Source organism: Pseudomonas sp. D2002 (assembly GCF_013385735.1).
Lineage (GTDB): Bacteria > Pseudomonadota > Gammaproteobacteria > Pseudomonadales > Pseudomonadaceae > Aquipseudomonas.
On record NZ_JACAPL010000001.1, the window covers coordinates 33,594 to 53,833 of the forward strand.

Annotated in this window: 13 protein-coding genes; 5 read left to right on the forward strand and 8 right to left on the reverse strand. The window is 58.9% G+C overall.

Annotated elements, in window-relative coordinates:
- Nucleotides 1-75: 75 nt before the first annotated feature.
- Both HX783_RS00140 and HX783_RS00145 read left to right on the forward strand, forming a co-directional pair.
- Nucleotides 76-594 carry a sigma-70 family RNA polymerase sigma factor gene (locus HX783_RS00140; protein WP_177015482.1) on the forward strand — a complete coding sequence of 173 codons (519 nt, stop codon included), beginning with the start codon at nt 76-78 and terminating at the stop codon, nt 592-594.
- Complete coding sequence (locus HX783_RS00145) at nt 591-1,511, forward strand: FecR domain-containing protein (RefSeq protein ID WP_177015483.1); 921 nt, start codon at nt 591-593, stop codon at nt 1,509-1,511. The genes HX783_RS00140 and HX783_RS00145 overlap by 4 nt, the downstream gene beginning before the upstream one ends.
- A gap of 92 nt (nt 1,512-1,603) precedes the next feature.
- Here HX783_RS00145 and HX783_RS00150 read toward each other — a convergent pair whose 3' ends face one another.
- From HX783_RS00150 to HX783_RS00160, 3 genes are read right to left on the reverse strand one after another with little or no spacing between them, the layout of a single operon-like run.
- Nucleotides 1,604-2,320: an ABC transporter ATP-binding protein gene (locus HX783_RS00150; protein ID WP_159956933.1), complete on the reverse strand. Its 717-nt coding sequence runs from the start codon at nt 2,318-2,320 to the stop codon at nt 1,604-1,606.
- Entirely contained in the window at nt 2,317-3,144 is an 828-nt protein-coding gene (locus tag HX783_RS00155; RefSeq protein ID WP_177015484.1) for an ABC transporter permease, read from the reverse strand. Before HX783_RS00155 ends, HX783_RS00150 begins: the two co-directional genes overlap by 4 nt.
- A gap of 10 nt (nt 3,145-3,154) precedes the next feature.
- Entirely contained in the window at nt 3,155-4,126 is a 972-nt protein-coding gene (locus HX783_RS00160) for an aliphatic sulfonate ABC transporter substrate-binding protein (protein WP_177015485.1), read from the reverse strand.
- A gap of 319 nt (nt 4,127-4,445) precedes the next feature.
- Here HX783_RS00160 and HX783_RS00165 point away from each other — a divergent pair, with 319 nt between their 5' ends.
- Nucleotides 4,446-4,661: a molybdopterin-binding protein gene (locus HX783_RS00165; RefSeq protein WP_003173733.1), complete on the forward strand. Its 216-nt coding sequence runs from the start codon at nt 4,446-4,448 to the stop codon at nt 4,659-4,661.
- 44 nt (nt 4,662-4,705) lie between these two features.
- Here the strand turns inward: HX783_RS00165 and HX783_RS00170 are convergent, their stop codons facing one another.
- Nucleotides 4,706-8,053 carry a hypothetical protein gene (locus tag HX783_RS00170; RefSeq protein WP_177015486.1) on the reverse strand — a complete coding sequence of 1,116 codons (3,348 nt, stop codon included), beginning with the start codon at nt 8,051-8,053 and terminating at the stop codon, nt 4,706-4,708.
- Nucleotides 8,054-8,368: 315 nt separating this feature from the next.
- Between HX783_RS00170 and HX783_RS00175 the strand changes: the two genes are divergently transcribed.
- Nucleotides 8,369-12,733 carry a hypothetical protein gene (locus tag HX783_RS00175; RefSeq protein ID WP_256347077.1) on the forward strand — a complete coding sequence of 1,455 codons (4,365 nt, stop codon included), beginning with the start codon at nt 8,369-8,371 and terminating at the stop codon, nt 12,731-12,733.
- A gap of 58 nt (nt 12,734-12,791) precedes the next feature.
- On the opposite strand, the gene HX783_RS00180 is transcribed toward HX783_RS00175, so the two are convergent.
- Nucleotides 12,792-13,937, reverse strand: a complete 1,146-nt coding sequence (locus HX783_RS00180; RefSeq protein WP_177015487.1) for a MalY/PatB family protein — start codon at nt 13,935-13,937, stop codon at nt 12,792-12,794.
- A gap of 281 nt (nt 13,938-14,218) precedes the next feature.
- On the opposite strand from HX783_RS00180, the gene HX783_RS00185 reads away from it, so the two are divergent.
- On the forward strand, nt 14,219-18,616 hold the full coding sequence (locus HX783_RS00185; RefSeq protein ID WP_256347078.1) for a hypothetical protein: 4,398 nt from the start codon (nt 14,219-14,221) through the stop codon (nt 18,614-18,616).
- 62 nt (nt 18,617-18,678) lie between these two features.
- Here HX783_RS00185 and HX783_RS00190 read toward each other — a convergent pair whose 3' ends face one another.
- Genes HX783_RS00190 through HX783_RS00200 form a run of 3 tightly spaced genes read right to left on the reverse strand, consistent with a single transcriptional unit; the run spans nt 18,679 to nt 20,175 of the window.
- Nucleotides 18,679-19,269 (reverse strand): FMN-dependent NADH-azoreductase, encoded by a 591-nt coding sequence (locus HX783_RS00190; protein ID WP_177015488.1) that lies wholly within the window; start codon nt 19,267-19,269, stop codon nt 18,679-18,681.
- Entirely contained in the window at nt 19,266-19,706 is a 441-nt protein-coding gene (locus HX783_RS00195; protein ID WP_159956921.1) for a GNAT family N-acetyltransferase, read from the reverse strand. Before HX783_RS00195 ends, HX783_RS00190 begins: the two co-directional genes overlap by 4 nt.
- Nucleotides 19,699-20,175 carry a carboxymuconolactone decarboxylase family protein gene (locus HX783_RS00200; RefSeq protein ID WP_177015489.1) on the reverse strand — a complete coding sequence of 159 codons (477 nt, stop codon included), beginning with the start codon at nt 20,173-20,175 and terminating at the stop codon, nt 19,699-19,701. The genes HX783_RS00195 and HX783_RS00200 overlap by 8 nt, the downstream gene beginning before the upstream one ends.
- Nucleotides 20,176-20,240 lie beyond the last annotated feature (65 nt).

Consider the following 20,240-nt stretch of genomic DNA (forward strand, 5'->3'; position numbering starts at 1 on the left):
CCATGGTGTGTCGGCACGTTATTAAATAGAATGAATCTCATTTGAGACTCACTCGCGCCGCGCAGGTCGCTTGCCATGAATGATGCCGTTGTCCCGACCCACGCCGCCGACCACACGCTGTCGAGTTTGTACCGCGACCACCGCAGTTGGCTGGAAAACTGGCTGCGCCGCCGCCTGGGCAACGCCTGGGATGCTGCGGACCTGAGCCAGGATACCTTCCTGCGCGTGCTGGCCAGCGCCCAGCCGATTGCGCAGTTGCAGGAGCCTCGCGCATATCTGGTAACGGTCGGCAAGCGCTTGCTGGTCAACTTTCATCAGCGGCGCAGCCTTGAGCAGGCTTACCTGAGTGCCCTGGCCAATCTGCCGGAAACTTGTGTGCCGTCGCCGGAGCAACGCTGGCTGGTGCTGGAAACCCTGCAAGCGCTGGATGAATTGCTCGACGGCTTGCCGGTGCTGGTGCGCCGTGCGTTTCTGTGGAGCCAGCTGGAAGGCCTGGGGTATCGCGAGATCGCCGGACGGCTCGAGGTGTCCGAGCGCACGGTGAAGCGCTACATGGCCCACGCCTACGAACACTGCTTGCTGGTCGACCTGTGAGCCGCGATGTCGCACGGGCGGCCGCCCAGTGGCTGGCGTTGCTGGAGTCCGGCGCCGCCACCGAGCGCGATCACGCGGCCTTGCAGCAGTGGCGCGACAGCCATCCCCAACACGAGCAGACCTGGCAGAAAGCCCAATCCCTGCGCCAGCGTTTCAGTGACTTGCCGCAAGCCTTGGCGATGGCCAGCCTCGACCGTCCGCAAGCGACGCGGCGGGCAATTCTCAAGCGCGCCCTGGGTGTCGCGGCACTGGTGCCGAGCGCCTGGCTGATCAGCCGCCAGTTGCCCATCGAAGCATGGCGGGCCGATGTGCACACCGCCACGGGAGAGCGCAGGCGCCTGCCGTTGGCCGATGGCAGCAGCCTGCAACTCAACACGGCCACGGCGGTGGATGTCGACCTTGCACAACGGCGCATCACGCTGGTGGAGGGTGAGCTGGCGCTGACTGTTCCAGGTTCGGCGCCGCTGACCGTGCATACCCGCTATGGCGAGGTACTCGTCAGCCAGGCCGAGGTGTGTGTGCGCCAACTGGCTTCCGGTTGCCGGGTGTCGGTGCTCAAGGGCGCGGTGCAGGTACGCGATGTGAGCGGGCGACGGGCGACCTTGAGCAGCGGCCAGCAAGCGCCATTGACGCCGCAAGGGCTCGGCGCCTGGGTGCCGTTCGATGTGCTGCAGCTGGGTTGGCGTGACGGCGTATTGACCGCACAGAACCAGGCGCTGGGGGATTTTCTGCGTGAATTGGAGCGTTACCGCCCCGGTGTATTGCGCTGGGACCCGAGCCTGGAAACGCTGCGCGTCACCGGCAGTTTTCGCCTGGATGACACTGACCGCATCCTTGCCTTGCTATCCCAGACCCTGGGGTTTGAAGTGCGGGCGCGGACGCGGTATTGGGTGACGTTGAGCCGCACGTTGGCTTGACCCATTTTGTTGTGGCCAGCGGTCTACCTGTGGCGAGGGGCTTGTTGTGGCGAGCGGGCTCGCCACAATAACGCCGCCCTGCAGCCCAAATCCTAAATCACATGCGCCCGCTGCAACTCGGTCAACGCCAGCGCCTTGAGCCGCGCCAGCAAAGGGTCGCGCCGGTCCCGTGGGTGCGGCAAATCCACCGCGAGTTCCTGGCGGATGCTGCTCGGGCGGTTGTCCATCACCAGCACCCGATCACTCAGGTACAGCGCCTCGTCCACATCGTGGGTCACCAGCAATAACGCAATGGCATGGTGCTCAGCCAGTTGCAGCAGCAAGTCCTGCAGTTTCATGCGGGTGAAGGCATCCACCGCACTGAACGGCTCGTCGAGCAGCAACACCTGCGGGCGCGAATACAGGCCTCGAGCGATTGCCACCCGTTGCGCCATGCCGCCGGACAATGCCTTGGGCAGCGCCTGGGCGAACCCCTTGAGGCCGACTTCCTCGATCAATTGCGCGACCCAGGCTTTGTCATAGCGGTCGTCATCCGTGAAGCCGATGTTCTGTTCCACGGTCAGCCAAGGCATCAGCCGTGGCTCCTGGAACACAAACGCCACTTCACCTTCGGGGCTGCGCAGTTCGCCTTGAAAGTCCTTTTCCAGGCCGGCGACGATGCGCAGCAAGGTGCTTTTGCCACAGCCGCTGGGGCCCAGCAGGCTCACCGCTTCGCGCGGCTGCAAGGCCAGGTGTACATGGCTCAGCACGGTGGTGCTGGCGAAGTTTTTACGCTCGACGCGAATGTCCAGTAATGGCTGCATGCTCATTGCTCCGCCCCTTGGCCATTGAACGTGTCGCGCCAGGCCAGGCAGCGTTTTTCCAGGGCTGCAAGCAAGCCATCAGTGACTTTGCCAAGCAGTGCCAACACGATAATGGCCGCCAACACGATGTCTGGCCGCGAGGTTTCGCGCCCGTCGCTGAGCAAGTAGCCCAAGCCCTTGGTGGCCGCGATCAACTCGGCCGCCACCAGGAACATCCACGCCAGGCTCAGGCCACTGCGCAAACCGGTAAACAGGCCGGGCAGGGCGGCGGGCAACAGGATGCGTCGTACCAGTCGACGGCGACTGAAACCGTACATTTGCCCGACCTCTACCAGCTTGCGGTCAATATCGCGAATCGCCGCGACGCCATTGAGGTACACCGGGAAGAACGCGCCAATCGCAATCAGCACGATCTTGGAGGTTTCATCGATGCCCAGCCACAGCAGCAACAGCGGCACCCAGGCCAGGCTCGGGATCGAGCGCAGCCCGGCAAACGTCGGTTCAAGATAAGCCTCGGCTTCGCGGCTGAGCCCCACCCAGGCGGCAAACACCAAGGCCAGGCTGGCGCCGATGGCGAAGCCGGCCAGCACGCGCAACAGGCTCGCGCTGATGTGTTTCCACAACGCGCCTTCAGCCAGGTCGGTGAGGGTCACGGCGATTTCGCTGGGCGCCGGCATCTGGTACGACGGCAGCCAGCCGATACGCACCACCCCCTCCAGCACCAGCAGGATCAGCACCGGCAACACCAGGCCTTTAAGCCGCCGCGGCCAGGCGCTGCGGTGAGCAATCACCGGCACCGGTCGCGGCACTGCTTGGGTTTTGCTGGTCATCACGCGCCCCTTACTGCTTAGGCAGCGCCTGGCCGAACGAGGTGTCGATCAGTTGGTCGATGACCTGATCCACATTCACGCCACGGCGGACCAATTCTTCGGACACCAGAATCGGCGCAGCGGCCTTGGACGAGACCACATCCTTACCCGTCAACAACGGGCTGCCGAGGTCGGTGCGCGACAGTTGCAGCTTGGCCACTTCCAGCGGCAGGCCGGATTCGTCGGCGAGCAGTTTGGCGAATTCATCCGGGTGCTTTACCGCCCAGTCGCGGGCTTTTTCATAGGCACCGAGCACCTTGGTGATGGTCTGCGGATGCTCCTCGGCGTACTTCTCGGTGACGCTGACCACGCCATAGCTGTTGAAGTCTTTATTGCGGTACAGCAGGCGCGAACCGGCCTGGATTTCACTGGCGGCCATGTGCGGGTCGAGGCCGGCCCACGCGTCCACGTCACCTTTCTCCAGAGCGACGCGGCCGTCCGGGTGTTGCAGGTGCACCAGTTCAACATCGTCTTTTTTCAGCCCGGCGTGTTGCAGGCTGCGCAGGGTGAACAGGTACGGGTCGGTGCCTTTGGTGGCGGCGATTTTCTTGCCTTTCAGGTCCGTCACGTTCTTGAACGGTGAGTCTTTGCGCACCACCAATGCGGTCCACTCGGCGCGGCTGTAGACGTACACCGATTTGATCGGGCTGCCATTGGCGCGACTCAATACGGCCGAGAGGCTGGCGGAGGAGGCGAAATCCACGCCGCCGCTGTTGAGGTATTCCAGCGAGCGGTTGCTGCCCTGGCTGAGTACCCAGCCGACTTTGGTCTGCGGCAGCGCTTGTTCCAGCCAGCCGAAATGCTTGAGCACCAGGCTGACCGGAGAGTAGTAGGCGTAATCCAGATTGACTTGCGCGGGGTCGGCTTCGGCAGCGTGGGCCAGCGGTTGCAGGCACAAGGCGAGGGCGCAGGCGCCCAGTAAGCGTTGGGTAAAGGGTTTCATGGAACAGCTCCGGACAAGGCGTTGAGAGAAGGCATTTCTTATATTCAGAAAATCGAATCGACATGTTCCATCATGCTTTGTAGGAATATGCAGTCTCTGTGCCATCTAGTACGGAGGCGTATTTGCGAGGCTTTAGGCCAATGACGCTGTGACGTGGACGAGCAGTTTGTTGATCAGCTGTTGCCAGGCAAACAGTGCATATATATCTATATAGAATAAATAAATAGTTATATATTCCTTTTAATGTCCTTTCAGATGGCGCACTTTGAGGGCCTGCGCATTCGTGCGGATTGACCCAACAGCCAAAAGGAAAGCCGACATGACCATTAAAGCCATCAACGTGCGCAACCAGTTCAAGGGCGTGATCAAGGAGATTCTGCTGGGCGAAGTGGTGTCCGAAATTGACGTGCAAACCGCGTCCGGCATCGTCACTTCGGTGATCACCACGCGCTCGGTGCGCGACCTGGAATTGAAAGTGGGCAGTGAAGTGATTGCCTTTGTGAAGTCGACCGAAGTCTCGATTGCCAAGCTGTAAACCCTATCCAGATGTGGGAGGGAGCAAGCTCCCTCCCATCGTTGTCAGTTGATGCGCGGCCCACCACCACCCGGTTGATGCGGTTGCGGTTTGTCCGGCGGGGCATCGCTCGGCAGGTTTGGCGGTGGTGCGTCGGGGTCTTTGTAGTCCTTGTGCAAATCACCATCCAGGCGGTTGCTCGACGAGCCGCCTTTACCCGGCGTCTGCTCGAAGTGTTCCCATTCCGATTGCTGGAAGCGAAACAGGCTGTCATCCGTCGGCGTGTCGCGGCCGTGGTAATGGTGGATTTCGTAGTGGGCGTACTCGACTTTTTCCGCCCAGTCGCCTTGCAATAACCCATCACCTGCCAGGTCGCGATACCAATCGTTTTCAGCGTTGGTAGCCTTCTGTTTTTTGTTGTGGTCGACAAAGAAACCGATAATCCCGCCCACCACCGCCAGCACCGCACCCACCAGAAACAACGGCCCGGTCAGGGCCGCTGCCGTGCCCACGCCAAACAGTGCGGCCGCGCCCAACACCCCGGCCGAGGCGCCGAAAGCGCCACCCGCCACTTGCAGGCCGCCGGCGGCTTGCGCCAACGGGTCCTTGCTCTGCACGCCACTCTTGATCGCCAGCGCACCCAAGACGATATCGGCAAAGCCGCCGGCGATGTCGGTGGCCGGGCCGAGTACCTTGATCACTGAGCCGGCGATCTTCGCCGATTTGGACGCGCCCAACTTGGCCGCGCCTGCGGCGGCCAGGCCGTCATCCAGGTGGGTCGCCAGGCCTTCGGTGGCTTCGGTGACGGCTTTGTCGCCCTCGCCGAACATCTTCGAGATGCCGTCGTATTGGCTGTCGGGCACGGCGTCGAGTGCGGTGCTGATCTTGGTTTTGACATCGGCAGGCAAATCGCTGACGCGAAACTCGAAGTTCGGCTCCTGCAGGCCGGTCTTGCCCCAGATCTCCGGCAAGGTCTTGTCCAGGCCGAGGAAATCCACCAGGCCGCCTTTGCCCAGCGTCTCACCGATCTTGTCGCCCAGGCGCACAAAGTGGCTGGAACCACCGGCAAAGCTCAAGAAGTCCTTGGCGATCGACATGCGCTGCGCCGGCGTTTCACCGAGCTTGCCACCTTTGCCGACCAACTGGTAAATCGCCGAGAACATGGTCACGCCAGCGCCGAGGGAGCCGAGGATGCCCTTGCTGTTCAGCGTGTGGAACACCTCGCCGAGCATGCCGCGGTCGGCCACCGGAATATAGGGTTTGCTCAGCGCGGTTTTCAGGTCGGCTTCGCTGATGGAGCCGTTGTTCTTGTACACCTCGCCCAACTCTTCCAGCGCCTTGGTGACGGCGGCGGATTTTTCCTTGCCTTCCAGGCCTTCGTTGAGGAATTTCTCCAGGGTTTCCTGGGAGCGTCGCGGCAGGTCGAGCAAGGTGCCCTTCAACACGCCTTTGAGCAGGCCGAACAGGTCCTTGGTGGCAAGCGTTTTGTTCTCGTCGGAGATCTTGCTCGGGTCCGACAGAATCGTATTAAGGTCGGTGGTCAAGCCATCGGCCTGGATGTTTTGTGCCGCTTTGCTGGCCGCTTCGGGGTCGAACAGCGACAGCGAAGTGAGCGTGTCGCTGAGGTCTTTTTGCGCCTCGGAGGTCTTGCCCTGGTCTTGCAGGTCTTTGAGGTACAGCACGTAATCCGGGTTGGACGTCAGGTCGAGCAGCTTTTGCTTGATCTCGTCCTTGTTCGGCAGTTTGTTGATCGCATCGTCCATCTTCGACTTGTAGTCGGCCTGCACCGTCGGGTCGTTGAACAGCTCGCCGATCTGCTTTTGCACGGCTTTGCCGTCGATAATGTCGTGCATGTCGGCCGAGGTCAGCTCGGTCTGCTTGCTGTCGGATTCACGCCAAGTGGTGTTGAACGGGCGGCGAGCCTCCTCATAGCCGGTGATGCCGTGCCCGTTCTGGTAGGCGGCTTGTGCTTCCAGCGCGCGCACCAGCTTGGCCCGTGGGTCGTCCTTGGCAATCGAGCCGTCCTTGACGCCGGCCCGGTAGGTGTCGATCAACTGGGTGGTGGCCAGTTCGCTGACGCTGAGGGTCGGCGATTTGTCGTCCTTTTCATCGGCGTGCACGCCGGTGTCCATGTTCAGTACATCGAGGTCGCCGGCCTTGGGCAGGTTGTGCTTGGCGCGGGTGTCGTCGACCGCGCCGGCACTGAAGGCGTCCCACTTGGCCTTGACGTCATCGTAGAGCTGCGGGCTGAGTTCCTTGGAGACGATGACCTTGCCTTCGCTGGTTTCATAGCGGATCAGGCCATCGCCGAGTTCGTCGGGTGAGCCGAAGGTAATATCTGTGTTTTTCAGAAAGTCATTCGGCCCGGCGAGCTTGTAGCCTTCGCTTTCGCTGGTGTGGATCTTGTCCCAGGTGTCGTGTGCGGTGGCAACGCTCTTGAACAACTCGGGGCTGACGTCGGAAGACACCACCACCTTGGTGCCATCGTGCAGTTCGTAGGTGAGGATGCTGTCTTTCTGGTCGTTGTTCCAACTGAAAGTCTTGTAGTCGTTCAGGCCCGGCACCGGCGTATTGGCGTCGGCCAGCGCTGCACCGTTATTCAACTCGCCTTCGACCACGGCCTTCTTGCCCGGGTCGGTATAGACCGCGTGCAGGCCCGCCAGGTAGTCGAACAGCTTGGGGTTGTCATCACGCGCCACGATCATCTTCTGGCCGTTGCTTTCAAAGCGAATCAGGCCCGGGCCGACTTCATCTTCAGGGCCGACCGTGGTGCCGGCGTAGGGCGGCCACACTTCGTTGTCGCCGGCGCGCTTGTAGCCGGCGTCTTCACTGCTGGAAAGGCCGCTGAAACTTGCATAGTCGTCCTTGGCTTTCTGGAAGGCTTCGGGGTTGTCGCGCTGGCTGATGACGACCTTGGTGCCGTCCTGGGTTTCATAGCGGATCACCCCAGGGCCGGTCTCATCCGGCGGCCCGAGGGATTTGTAGTCGGCGAGTTTTTCCGGGGCCTTGCCATCGGCGCCGAGGCTTTGGTAACCGGCGTTCTGGCTGGCAACCACGCCCGTCAGCGATTTGAAGTCGGCGCTGACTTGCTTGAACAGATCCGGGCTGTCCTGTTCGCTGACAATGACTTTCTTGCCGTCCTGGGTTTCGTAGCGGATCAACCCCGGGCCGACTTCATCGGGCGGGCCAATGGCCTTGTAGTCGGACAGGGCCGGCGGTGGAGTGGCGTCCTTGGCGGCGAGTTCGTAGCCGTCTTTCTTGCTGGTATCCAGCCCCGAGGGCGGCTTGTCCTGGGCTTCGACTTTTTTGTTGGCGCTGTTCTTGAGCAGCACGTGAAAAGCGGCGCTCGATTTGGATGGCGTGCTGGGAAGGGCTTTAGGGTCGGACGCGCGATCGAGAGGCTGGGTGGCCATGCCATGGAACTCCTGCTGTTGCCGGTGGGACGGATAGGCAAAAACAGTAACAGCCGAGGCTGGGCCCACGTTGCGAAACGTTGTGAAATAGGGCGAGTCACGGCCGGGGATTGATTAAGAATAAGTCGTTACTTAATCGAGGTTTTACCGCCCGTATTAACATTAAATGTCCGAACTAAAACACCTTGTAAAACCCTCGCGAAGCGTTGGCGGATAAGTCTGATCGTTTTGCTGTTTTTCTACTTGTACGTTTGCGGGGTGGGACTCGATTCGCCAGGGAGGTCAAACTAGTAAGTTTATATTTCGGAAATAATCATGAACATATCTACTCCGATAACAACCCTGTTTTCTCCTCCCGCTGTACCCGCTCGCGACACTTTGGCAGCGTCTTCCGTACAACCCGATACTTCTGAACATCATCGTGCCCGCCGCGACACATCGACTGCAACCGCATCTCGTCAGGTTATTCCGGATGAGGAAGTGCCTGCGGTTTTTCAAGCAAAAGTCATACAGGCCAAGTACGGCGCCGACGCTGACCTTTACTTGAAGGGCTATAAGGCACCCACGTCTGTGAAATTGCCCGACTATTCTGCATCAATGAAACAATTGCCGCTTATGAGGCTTGCGCTGGATAACGAGCTCGATCCGGACCAACTGGGGGCCTTGCAGTACTGGAGTGAACATCGCGTCATGCGTGCGGCGGGTAACAACGTAGCGGCCTATAACTCGGTCATGACCAAGGTAGGCGTGACCACCACAGGCAATCCCCAAAGTTACTACCTGGCGATTGTTAACCAATTAGCCGGTGGCGAATGCGCAGGGTTCTCACATTTGCATTCGTTGGCGGTGGCAGAGGGTAAAGAGCACATCTTCCTGGGGAATATCTTCCAGGCAACTGTGGATCCGGACACACCCGAGTCCCAAGCGTTCTTCCAAACGCTTGCCAAGGTTCAAGGCAAGCTGAAAAACCGTGGGATTGCGCATGATCCTGCCACGGTTAAAGTGGCGCCCTTTACCAGCATCGCTCCACTGCTTAAAGATTCACCCACCACCAAAACACTACTGATCAGCAGCGAAGGCCATCGTTTGACGGCGGGCGTGATCGTGGGGCCGGGGAATACCCGAACGTATTACTATACCGATCCAAATATCGGTCCTACCAAGTTTGCGTCCGCCGAACTTTTTGAAGAGGGGCTGCAAAAAGTCTTTACCGACAGAAGGCTGCAGCATTTGACTCAGCCGTTGCAGGGCTACTCTGACGGCCCTAAGTACTTGATCAGCGTGTTTAACCGCAATCACATACCTGAAGTGTCCGGCGACACCAATAACATCAAGTTTATGTACGACGCGCCCTTGTACGGGCTCGATAAGGTCAAGGTAATCAATGCCTCACGGCTGCCGACCGCGGAAGATATACGCCAGCAGGCCCCGGCCCCCGATAGTGATGCCTCGAAACAGTATGATCAGGTGTTGCAAGGGTTGGACGACGTGCAGGCGGGTAAAGGCATGGCTCAATATCACAAGACATTGGCCGTGTTGGACTCGGTCAAGTACTTTATGGCTGATCATCCAAACTCCATGCTTATGTCAGTCATGAAGACACTTGCGCAAAAGTTGGTCAATGTGATCAATGAGGCTGAGGCGCCTGTCGACTTTCCGTATATCTTTGAGCGAATGGAGGCAGACCGTGCCAGGTTGGCAGAGCAGGCAATCGGTTCACCTACGCAATTCAAGACCGAGCGTATTCAGGGCAAGTCTGTTGATATAAAAAATAATAGCAGCACCCACCCCAGCCGGACTAAAGCGGTGACCGATGCGGTCGACGCAGCACTGAAGAAACTCTTGCAGCGTGATCCGGCCGCCGCAGAGGCGGTGGGCGAGAAGATCAGAGTGGTCATTGCCAACCCCGGCGATCAAGCGGAAACACAATTGCGCTTGGGCGAACCGCCGGTTCTGGTCATAGGTGACGATTTCTTTGCCGCTCCCACCACGGCCGACAGCACCGTTGCCGACCGTATTGGCCGTGAGGCCCAAGCGGATGGCGGCGACCCGTCCACGCAAAAACAAGCGGCGCTGATCGCCGGCAAGCTGGGAATGGTGAGTTATTACAAAAACCACTCCAAAGCGTTCCTCGAGATGCTCAACAACCCCGAACCGTTTCGTGGCGTCGGTAGTCACCTCAGCCCGCGCGCCTCCAGAAGTTCAGCGGACTTCATGACGCAAGCGTTTACCGCCCGTCTCTACGATGGCGCACTGAACAACCAGATCGAAACGTCAATCCGCACGATTCTTCCGTTACCCGACGTTGCCCAGGTGCCTGTGACCGTCACACCACCGGCCGCCAGTGGGGTGACCATCGACCCGGATCAAGTGAAGCGCCTGAAATTACTTGATGATACCCAGCCTGCCTTGCGAATCGGTGAGGTGGAAGTCAGTCGTGTCGAGCTTTACAAAATGGGTGCCACGCTCAATGGCAAGCCGATTGAAAGCGCGCTGGCCAACCCGCAGGGGCGCACGCTCGCCAACACCCTGCAGATCGACTACGTGCAATTTGCGGCCTATCGCAGAACTGCGTCGGAGGATGGGACTGGGCGTATAACCGATGTTGTTGAGGCCTTGGCCGCTAATCGCAGCTCTGCAGTGGCGCCCTTGATCAGCCGTGCCGATGGCGGCCTGGTGCCTGAGACCTTACAAAAACCTATCCGTGAGATTACTCAACACGCTGATGAGCTGCGCGCGTTGGAGAGCAGCGGCAAGCCGCTGCCTGAGGATTTCTTCGCTTCAGAAGCACCTGGCAAGGTCGGCGCGACTACCGCCGCAGGCCTGGGGATGCGAGCCTTCTCGACTTATCATCAATTGCGCAGTGGCATCCAGAACCTGGAGGGTGGAGACACCACGGCAGGGGTTATTAATTTGGGGTCCGTCGTGGCGGATTTCGCAGGTGACGGCGCTGAATATGCCATGAACCGCGCGGCGCAAAAGATCATCAGCAGCCAAGCACCCAGCATTGCCGGCTTCAAGACCAGCAGCCTCGGCAAAATGATCGGCAAGGCCGGTGGTGGAGTCGGCTCGCTGTTGAGCGTGCCTTTTGATATCTACACCGCCATCGATTCATTCACCAAAGCCACAAAAACCACGGGCAAAGAGGCTCAGGATCACTATGTGAACGGTACGATGGCCGTCGCGGGTGCGGTCACTTCGATTGCCTTGAGCGCCTCGTTTATGACCCGCGGCGGGGCTTCATCCCGAGTGGGCATGGCGGTGGCGGCGACGTTAATGTCGGCGCAAGCGATCTATACGGCGGTGCGTGGCGTAGAGGACATTGATGGCGTGACGCCGCTGACCGGCCCGCAAAAATTCAGCAGTGGCCTGAAGTTCTTCCTGGGGATTGAACCAGGCTTCGATGTCATGAAGCCCTACCTGGAAGCCAACTATTCAAAGGCGAATGACGAAAATAACCGGACCCGCTTCGAGAATTTTCTCAAGGGGCCAGGCAAAGAGTTTTTTGAGCGGGTGGTGATCGGCTCGACCGACGTAGAGGTCAAGCGGGTACCGGGAAGCGTTGCGCTGACACCGTCACTTTGGTATTCGCCCATCACGTGGCTATTGAACCTTATCCCGGCGCCGGGCCTGGTGCCGCAGGTGAGCGCAAAAGGTGGCAAGGATCATATTTCCAGCGACCTCACGTCCTGGAACCAAAAGCCGGTCAACACGGTAGAAGGCGAGCAAGGGCAAAACAAAGCCACCTACTGGGACTTGGGCGATGGCAATGACTGGGTGGAGGGCATTAAGCAAAAACCCAACTATTTCGTGATGGGCGGCGGCAAAAAAGGGATCAAGGGCGGCGAGGCGGACGATAAGTTCGTCTTTAATGCCGATGCACGCCAGGCACGGGAGCAAGCCAGCGAGGTGGAGCAAGCGCCCAACCAGGACAGCAATGCCCACGCGAGCGTACTCGATGGCGGGCGGGGTCGTAATGCGTTGATCTTTTCCGGGCCTTTAACCACCACGTTCAAAGAGAATGGCCAGGACACAACCACCAAATACCTGGGGCATCACATCAACTTGCAAACCAATACAGTCTCAATCAGAACCCCAACCCGGTTGAAAGACCGAGACTATAAAGTCGATACGGACGGCTTGAAAAAAATCGCCCATATCCAGGCATTCTCTGATGTGACGACGGTGGCGCAAGGGCAAAGCGTTATCCAGGGTGATGATCAGAACAATCTGTTCACACTCAATGGCAAAATCGACAGGGTTTTCACCGGCAAAGGCGCGAACTTTGTGGTGATCAATGGCGGCGCTGAAGTCGTCGGTGAGGGTGGGGCCAATACCTACCTGCTTAACAAGGCCAATCAGGCCAATAGCACCGTGGTCATTGAAGACCCTGCCGACAGTATCATCAGGCTCGACTATAGCGCCGCACAAGTCTCGGACTGGACCCTGTTACCCTCGGGGGATCTGATCGTGACCCTGACGGGCGATACCTCCGATCAATCACGGATTCTGGTGATCAAGAAGGCGCTTCCCAACGACTCGCCAGACCATAAGGCGCGGCCGACATTCATCACCAATGACGGCGTGATGATGACGATCAGTGCACCGCGACAGACCGGTTCATCCAACCGTGTTGTGCAGGTCCATAGCATGAAGGTTGAGGTGACGCCTAAAGCCTAAGGCCTAAAGCCTAAGCCGTGACGAAGGCTGATGGGCACCGCCAAGGTGCCCGTCAGTGTCAACGGTTTTGCAGGCTGCGTTCCATGCGTTGCAAACCCTCTTCCAGCATCGCCCGTGGGCAACCAAAGTTCAGGCGTACACACTGCTGGCTGTCATCACCGAATTCGATTCCCGCGCTCAAACCGACCTTGGCCTGTTCCAGGAAGAACTGCTGTGGGTCATCCAGGCCCAGCGCGCTGCAATCCAGCCACGCCAGGAAGGTGCCCTGCGGGGCATGCATCACTACGCCGGGCAAACGGGTTTTTACCGCGTTGAGCAGGTAGTCACGGTTGGCTTGCAGGTACTGCACCAACGCGTCGAGCCATTCGCTGCACTGGCTGTAGGCGGCGCGGGTGGCTTCCAGGCCCAGCGGGCTGACGCTGTCGACCATGCCGCAGCGCGCATTATTGAAGCGCTCGCGCACGTCGGCGTTCTGCACTACGGCAAAGCACGTCTTCAAACCGGCGACGTTGTAGGCCTTGCTCGCCGACATCAAGGTGATGGTGCGCTGGGCGATCTCCGGGCTGAGGCTGGCAGTGGGGATGTGGCGGCGGCCGTCAAAGCACAGCTCGGCGTGGATTTCGTCGCTGATGATCAGCGTGTCGTTTGCAAGGCAGGCGTTGGCGACGGCGAGCAGCTCTTCGCGTGGGAAGACCTTGCCGATGGGGTTATGCGGGTTGCTCAGCAGCAGCGCGCCGGCGCCGGCGAGCGCCTGGAGCATGGCAGGCATTGGCGTGAGGTATTCGCCGTGGCTCAACTCGAACGGCACTTCGATGCGCGGCAGGTTCCAGTGGCCCGGCGCCAGGCGAATCGGCCGATAGTTGGGGGTTTGCAGCACCACCGGCTGGCCCGGCTGCACGAAGGCGTGCAAGGCCATGTTGAAGCCAGGCTCGACGCCGGGCAGAAACAGCAGCTCGTCGGGCTGCACGCGCCAGGCATATTTGGCCCACAGGTCGGCGACGATGGCGTCGCGCACATCGGGTCCGGCAACGCTGTAGCCGAGGATCTGCTGGTCGAGGCGCGCGTGCAAGGCTTGCAGTATGGCGGGTGGCGCGGCGATATCCATGTCGGCGATCCACATCGGCAAGACGTCTTGCGGGTAACGGTTCCACTTGGTGCTGCCGGTGCCGAGGCGGGGGTGGATCGTGTCGAAATCAAAGCTCATGGGGGGCTCGTATCAGGGAGGCGGGCGCAAGAATGGCGCTGATTCTAGCGCCATTATTTTTATAGGCCAGCGCTGATTGCATCGCACCGCTGTGAGGCCGACGTAGACGGCGTGCGAGGACAAAAAAGAACCTACAAACCTGGAACTGAATGGGCCAGTCGAGTGAGCGAGGGCGCGCAGATAAGTCTGATAGTGATCACCTTTTTATATTTGTAGGTTGGCCCCTCTACGACATGCCTTTACAGGGCGGCGTTTCAACTGACTTATACGTGGAAGCCTTCATGTTGCGAGTACTCCCAGTTACCACTCAGCAGTACGCCGGTTATAGCCAGCCCTTGCTGCATGAACAACCGGCTTCCTCCGAACACAGTCGAACACGCAGGGACACGTCAAGTGCCGCGGATGCAGACCCAAAAAGTGCGTCTACCCCTGTAGCGGACGAGGACGTACTGCAGCATTTTGTTGCCAGGATGAGCGATGCCGCCGCGGGAACAGGTCATCGCGAATTTAAGCAAGGCTATGACTCACCGGCATCCGTAGCACTGCCCAAATATCATGCCAAGATGAGCGACTTGGCACTTATGAGGCTAGCGCTGGACCCGGAGTTGAGTCCGCAGCAAATGGGGGCACTCCGATACCGGCTTGAACAGCGTCTCTTCCTTCTGCCACACGATGATGCTCGACGGTTCACCAAGGTGATGACCGATAAAGGCGTGAATATCACGCCACTGCCACAAGATTATTACCTCGCCGTGATCAACAAGTTGTCGGACGGGCAATGTGCAGGTTTTATCCACCTCCTGTCGTTGGCCGTGGCCGAGGGCAAGCAGGATACGTTTTTAAGTAATGTCTACAATGCACTGGCGGATCCGGACGCACCCGAGTCCCAAGTGTTTTTCCATAAGTTGGCCTACGTACAAAGTAGGGTGACGGATGCTTGGGTTGCGCATGATCCTGCTACCAGGAAAGAGATAGCCTATACCGAGATTGCGCCACAGCTCTACAGTTCGCCGACCACCAAAACACTGCTGATCAGCGCCGATGAGCATCGGTTGTCCGCTGGAGTGATCGTAGATGATACCGGTGGGCGAACCTATTATTACAATGATCCGAATATTGGATTGACGGTGTTTTTTTCCAGGGAGGCGTTTGAAAAAGGGCTGAAAAGGATCTTTACCAGCCCCGAATTGAAAGATTTTCACGACCCGTTTAATCGCGATATTAAAAACCCTAAGTATCTGGTCAGCGTATTTGATCCCCAACGTTTGCCTGCGCTTTCCGGCGACTCCAGTGGCATTAGGTTCATGTATGACGCGCCGTTGGGAGGGCTTGATAAACTGAAGGTAATCGACGCCACGCATGTGCCGACGAAGGACGCTTTTGCTCATCAGACGCCTGCGCCTGCGGCGCACGCAAAGGCCGATTATGAACAGGTTATAGCGGGCTTAGGGAAACTGCACGACGCCAAAGGGATGTCGAAATTCCATCATGCAAAAGGTGCATTGAAGTCAGTCCAGAACTTTTTGAAACATCACCCCGACTCCCCGCTGTTATCGCCCATGAGGGAACTCGAGCGAACGTTGATCAACGCCCTCAACGCGGCGGGCACGCCCGTCGGCTATCCGTATGCCTTCGAGCGCATAGAGCAACAGCGAGCGTCTCTGGCCGAGGCGCAAATGGGCAAGTCGTTCAATCTTCACACCAAGGCTGTAGAAGACACCCAATTTCATATTGTCAGCCCGGCGGGCAGTGACCCCAAAAGGTCTGAACAGGTGGCCCGTTCGGTAGAAGCCGCGCTGCAGAGAATTCAGTTGCAAACCCCAAAACACGCACTGGCAGTAGCCGGTGATATCGACGTGATTGTTGCCAGGCCAGGCGATCAACCGGAAACGAAAATGCTCTTTAGCAGGCCGCCTACGTTGATTATCGGCGATGATTTTTTTGCGCCTGTCGATTCGAGCAACACGACCGTGGCCGACCGAGTGGGTCACCGGGCTGAGGGTAACGGCCTTGATGGCGTTGCCAAGAAACAAGCTGCATTGATCGCTGGCAAGTTGGGCATGTTGGGTTACTACAAAGCCGATGCCAAAGGTTTCCTGGAGGTCATCAGTAACAAGGAGCCGTTTCGCCCCGCAGGTTCACAACACAGCGCGCGTGCCGGTAGAAGCTCACGGGACTTTATGGAAGAGACGTTCACATCACGTCTGCACGAAGGAAAGCTCGACAAGCAAACCAGTACAGCACTCGACACACTTTTCCCGGGCGCAAAAGGCATCGCGCCTGCACCCATCACTCAGCCACCTGGCAAGGTAGTGACGCCATCGACCGAACCCGCAAGGGTAGCACCGGCCCCAATAGCGAAGGTAACCCCGCACAACCCGTCGGCCTCGCTTGACCCGGCGGTAGTTGCGCGTCTGCGAACACTCGATGCCAGCCAGCCCCCCATTCGGTTCGGCGAAGTGGACGTCAGCCGTGTCGAGCTTTACAGAATGGGCGTGAGCATTGATGGCCAACCGATCGAGAGCCCGCTGCCCGATGATCCGACGGGCAGCAAGATGGTCGCCGCGATGCAGGTCGACTATCTGCGCCTTGAAGCCTATCTCAAGTCCGAGTCGAGCGATGCCGGCGCCCGCGCAGGTGATGTACTTGCTGAGTTCGCCTCTCTGCGTGAGCCCGGCACACCGCTGGTTAGCAGGCGCGATGGCAAATCCATCCCTGAGGCGCTGCAAAAATCCCTCAGTGATATGTCGCAACACTCGGCAGCCATACGCGATTTGCAGCGCAGAAATAAGCCGCTCCCCGCGGGTTTTTTTTCTTCGAGTACAACCGATGGGGCGGGCAAGAGTAATCCCGCAGGCCTTGGATTTCAGGCCTTCAGCTCCTTTCAAGGCATACGTAGTTCCATTGACAGTATTCAACGTGGCGATACCACGGCAGGTGTCATAGGCCTTGGCGCCGTGGGAGCCGACTACGTTGGGATGGGCGTGGAGGTGGCACTCAATAAAGTCGCGCACAAGGCCGTCAGCAACGCTGCACCGACAATACTCAAGTTCCAATCAGCCACAGTTGGCAAGATGATCGGCAAAATGGGCGGCGGTGTCGGTTTGGGTGTCAGTATTCCGTTTGATGTCTACAACGCTGTCGACTCGTTCAAGAAGGCCGGGCGTAGCAGCGGTAAAGACGCTCAGGATCACTATGTCAATGGTGCATTTGCAGTCGCCAATGCCGCTACTTCGATAGCCTTGGGGGCCGCGTTTCTCTCCGGCGTCGCGGGTGCAGGGCCGGCGGGGCTGGTCATAGCGGGTGGGTTGATGGTTGCACAATCAATTTATTCAGCCGTGCGCACTGTGGAAGACATTAATAAATACACCCCACTGACAGGTAAACAGAAGTTTACGCTTGGCCTGAAGTCATTCCTGGGATTTCCACCGGGGTATGAAGTGATGAAACCGTATTTGCAAGCGAAGTACGCCAAGGCACACGAAGACCAATCCAGGGCCCAGTACAAGGCGTTTCTGGAAGGCCCAGGCAAGGACCATTATGAGCGCGTTGTTTTTGGCGCCACGGATGTGGAGATCACACAGGTTCCAGGAAAGGTACCGCTGATGCCCGCACTGTGGTGGAACCTTCCCAGTTTGCTACTGAGCCTGATTAAAGTGGATGGCAAGGTCCCGAGCGCCAACTTGCGCGGCGGTAATGATCATATCAGAGCGCCCGAAGACACCTGGAACGGAATGTCGATCAAACCCGTAGAAGGCGTGCAAGGAGGAGAACGCGGCACGTTATGGATGTTGGGCGATGGGGATGACGTGGTCACGGGGGTGATGAAAAAACACAACTATTTTTCGTTTGGCGGCGGCAAAAAATTGATCTCTGGGGGAGACGCCGACGATACGTTTAACTTCAACGCCGATGCACGCCAGACACTCGAGCAGATGAGGCAGGTGGCGGACACCGAGAAAAACGGTTTCAGCCCAAAAGCGTCCGAAATCTGGGGGGGCGATGGCACTAACACGCTGAGCTTTTCCGGTGAACTCAATACCGCTTACAGCGTTGCTGGCGAGACACAAAGAGCCGCCTATTCAGGGCATGTGATTAACTTTAAAACCGGCGCGGTGTCGGTCAATACACCCGACTCGAAAACCAACGGTGTAACGACCATTGCGTATTTTCATTCATTTTCCAATGCCGTCACGGTTGAAAATGGCGAAAGTTTTATCCAGGGCGATGATCAGGACAATCACCTGATCTTGAACGGCAATAAGGACGTGGTGCTGACGGGCAAAGGCGCAAACGTCATCGTGGTCAATGGCGGCGCCAACATTGTCGGCCAGGGCGGTTTTAACACCTATGAAATTAACAAGGGGCATCAGGCTGTGATCATCAACGACCCGGTCGACAGTGTGATCAAGCTGGATTACAGCGCCGCGCAAATCTACGATTGGGGGGTGACGCCCGAGGGGGATTTGGTGGCGACATTGAACGGCGATAACCCGGGGGAACGTCGGTCACTGATTATCAAGAATGCCTACCCCAAGGACTCGACAGAGGATACGGCCAAGCCGAAATTCATCACCAACGACGGCACGATGATCACGATCAACGCCCCGCGTAAACCTGGGTCAACCAGTCGAGTTGTGCAGGTCAACAGCTTGAAAGTCGAGTCGCCCAAGGTGTAACGAGGGTTGACTGGCCCATGGACAGGGCCAGTCGATTCCGGCACTCACAGGCTGACCCAGGCTCAGCCCGAAATGATTGCTTCGGATAACTGCCGGTGTGCCTGCTCCACGGCTTGATCGACCGCCTCCTTGCCGCGCACCATCGCGCCCAAATAGACGAAACGCACCGTGCGGATGCCCACTGTGGCCAGGATGGCGGTCACATATGGTGTGAGAAAGTCCGGTTCATGGCCCTTGCGCGCATTGCCTGAACTGACCAGCACAAAGGTGCGCCGGTCGTTGAGCAGGCCGACCTTTTCGAACTGCGGGTTGACCGTGAAGCTGCGTTGAATGCGCACCACATGGTCGATCCAGCCCTTGAGCGCGGCAGGGACAGTGAAGTTGTGCACTGGGGTGCAGAGGACCAGCAGATCGCAGGCTTCCAGCTCAACGATCAACTGTTCCGACAAGGCCGTCGCGCTGCCGCTCAACCCGCCTGGGGTGGTCAGGGCATTCGCGTATTCGCGGGTCAACGGCGGCAGCGCCTGGCTGCCGTAGTCGCGTTCGGTGATAGCGGCGTTGGGCACCAGATCACTGAGCAAGGCGCGCGCCAGCTTGAAGGTCTGCGCGGCCTTGCCGTGGGGGCTGAAACTGAGCAACAGCGCGCGGGTCATTGGCTCACGTCCTGGGAAAAGTGCATGCCCAGTGGCAGCAAGCCTTGGCGGAAATAGAAGCGTTGGGCCAGGGCCATGTGCATGCCGGTGTCCAGTACCAGGAAGCGGTAGCCCCGTGCGCGGGTTTCCTCACGCACCCGGTCGAGCAACTGTTCGCCCAGGCGCCGACGCTGCAGCGCGGCATCCACCACCAAGTCATCGACGTAGATAAACCGCCCGTACAGGGTGTTTTCCGTGAGCCGGTAACCTGCCAGGCCGATCACTTTGCCGTGCTCGCGCGCGGCCAGCAAACGGTAGCCGTTCTGCTGTTGGCGCTGGATTTGCGCGGCGAACGCTGGCGCGTCAGTCAGGTGCGGGCGCAATTGCCGCATCACCGCGAAGCATTCGAGGTACTCGGCCTCGGTTTCCATCTGCACGAATTCGACGTGGTCATTCATCGTTGAGGTTCTCCAGGTGGGCCTTGATCGCGGCCGGCACTTTGCGAAAGCTGATGGCGACGCGGTTCAAGGCGTTCATCAACGCAATGGCCAGGGTCAGGTCGGCGATTTCCTTGTCGCTGAACAGCGCCGCTGCCTCGGCGTAGTCGGCGTCCGGCACCTGGGTGTGTGCGACCTGCGTGACCACCTCGGCCCACGCAAGGGCTGCGCTTTCACGCGGCGTGAACAGCGGCAACGACTCGCGCCAGGCGGCCAGCAGCATGATTTTTTCCAGGCTTACGCCTTTCTTGAGCAGGTCGCGGGAATGGGCGTCCAGGCAGTACGCGCAGCCGTTGAGTTGCGAAACGCGCAAATACACCAGGTCGATTAACTCTTTCTCCAGGCCGCAGCCGTGGATGTAGCTGTGCACCGAGCCCAGGGCTTTGTAGCCGACGGGAGCGGCCTGGGCGTAATCAAGACGGTGGTTCATGGGCGTTCCTTGTGGGGTAAGGGATGCGCCATTTTCGGCGGCGGGATGGCCGGTCAACAGGGGCA